General features: G+C 54.1%; 2 protein-coding genes. Both read right to left on the reverse strand.

Translation table 11 applies throughout. From position 1 onward, the window contains the following. On the reverse strand, positions 1 to 658 hold a 658-nt coding region (locus QWB57_RS04200; RefSeq protein WP_288968472.1), incomplete at its 3' end, for a hypothetical protein. 108 nt (positions 659 to 766) lie between these two features. Beyond that, positions 767 to 2051: N-acetylneuraminate synthase family protein (locus QWB57_RS04205; RefSeq protein ID WP_288968474.1), on the reverse strand; the 1285-nt coding region annotated here is incomplete at its 5' end.

Below are 2051 nucleotides of genomic sequence, written 5' to 3' on the forward strand. Positions count from 1 at the left end.
CCTGTACATGCACATTGCCATTAGCTGCAAGCCGTTGACAGCAGTGCTCGCCCGCTTGGCAACATCCACTGCCCCAATAGTTATTTTCCGAACGAATATAAAAATGGCGTACACATAACCCATCACCAGTGCGCGTTAACTGCCCCCATAGCGGGCATCCCACTTCAGCATACTCGCGAATTTCACCAAGATGTGACTGCACCCAGTCCCATAGTAGATGCGAAGAAAACCCACTAAATCGCTTGAATGCTGCAGGCCTGGCAAAGTGTCCATCCAGCGCGGGCAGCAATGCTTCAAGCGCTTCAACTCCGGTCTGCGTGATAGCGTCCTGTAGTTGCTGACGCAATAACGCATCGATATCCACGACAGAATCAACAATAGATAACAAGCTGCGCCGATAGCGTGCTGCCATCAGCGGATCCTTTTCCGCAACAGCACGCCGCAAACCGGCGGCATCTGCTAATAAGCCAGATTCAGAAAACCGCCCAGATACCGCATCCCAGCCTTTGGGATGGGTTGGCACATGCTTTGTGAACAGCGTATGTAAAGCCTCTTGCCGAAACCAACGCGGCTTGTACCAAAGGCCACAATCTGCACAGCGGCGGTTCCGTACTGTTTCACGAAGCTGCACCTCATCGCAACCGGCGATCAGTGCCAATTGTTCTGAATATAAATTGGACGGCGGTGTACTTTCGCCATCGTGCTGCAAGCTCCCGCATAACGGGCACGCTGGGACATCGCGCAACAAAGAATTCGCCATCGTCGCTTAGCTCACTCGAAAACTGCTGTACTGCTCTGTCCTTAGCGCGCTTGGCCAAGTCTTCGCCAGTAACTGCGCGCAAATCTGTTGCCAGCGCAACCAAAATACCGGCACATTAAGTTCTGATGCCTGTGTAAACGCCAGCTGCATCAACAGGAATTGATCCACCCGTTGCAATGCACCCCCTATTTGCTCGCCATCGGCCACATTGCCATGCCACCAAGGGCCACCATCCAACCCATCATCCAGTTGATCTGCAAGCTGCAAAATGCGTACCTTGCGTTGCAAGTTGTCACTGAAATTCTGTTCAGGCATTTTCCCTGGCAGCAATGGGCCAGCACGCTGATAGGCATACATCAATGCCTCTACCGCATCACCCCAGCGATTGCGCACGCTCTGCCGCTGTGCATCTTCATCAAGCAATTCACCCGAAACACGGGTTTGATACGTTCCATGGAGGAGTGCCGCATGAATCATTTCTTCTTGATCGGGAAGTGCCTCAACCACCAGACTTGCAGTGCCGATCAAATGGCACGAAAACGGTTTACCCGAACCCCGCCATACCCCCGAGGTACTGCTAACAATGAACATGCACGTGTCACGGAGCCGTTGCAAAGCCGCATCATCGAAACCCACTTTGCTCAGCTGACAAAAAAATTGTGGCAGCGTTTGCGCAACGGCAGGCAAAGTGATCGGGGGCAATGTTTGCGTCATTGCCCTGGGTGCAACGGCGGGCAGCTGCAAGCGGCCAAACGCTGGCGTATCGCAGGGTACAGCCCGCCCAACTGCATCTTCAAATGCGCGCGCGTCCACTCCATGATTAGGCCGCAATACAATTAAATCTTCACGTTGCAGACGTTCACCCGCACGCAGGGGGCGCTTGCAATACACACCACGCCGGAAGCTGTCGATATGACCACTTTCACGCTCGCCGGGTGTCGCGGATTTTTCTGGCTGTCCCAGTAAACAGCGAATACGCTGAATGTTACCGGCAAGCGCGCTGACTTCTTCTGCCATCAGCGAAATCGCGTGGTCACGGAAACTGCGCCCTTCACGCTGATCGGTGAAATGAAACTCCAGCACGGTCGCACCTCTGGCCACTGCGGCCAGTAATGCCAATTGATCTTTTGTATGATGCGAATACCCCACCGGGCAGGCGCAGGCCGCCGCGAGTGTATCCATTGCCCGTAAATTGACTTCTTCCGGCAGCGTTGGGTACATCGATGTGCATTGCAACAGCGCCAATTGCTCGGCAGCATGATATTTCGGATTGACCGCGCGAATACAGCGC

This window comes from uncultured Thermomonas sp. (genome assembly GCF_937872235.1).
GTDB classification, from domain to species: Bacteria; Pseudomonadota; Gammaproteobacteria; order Xanthomonadales; family Xanthomonadaceae; genus Thermomonas; species Thermomonas beijingensis.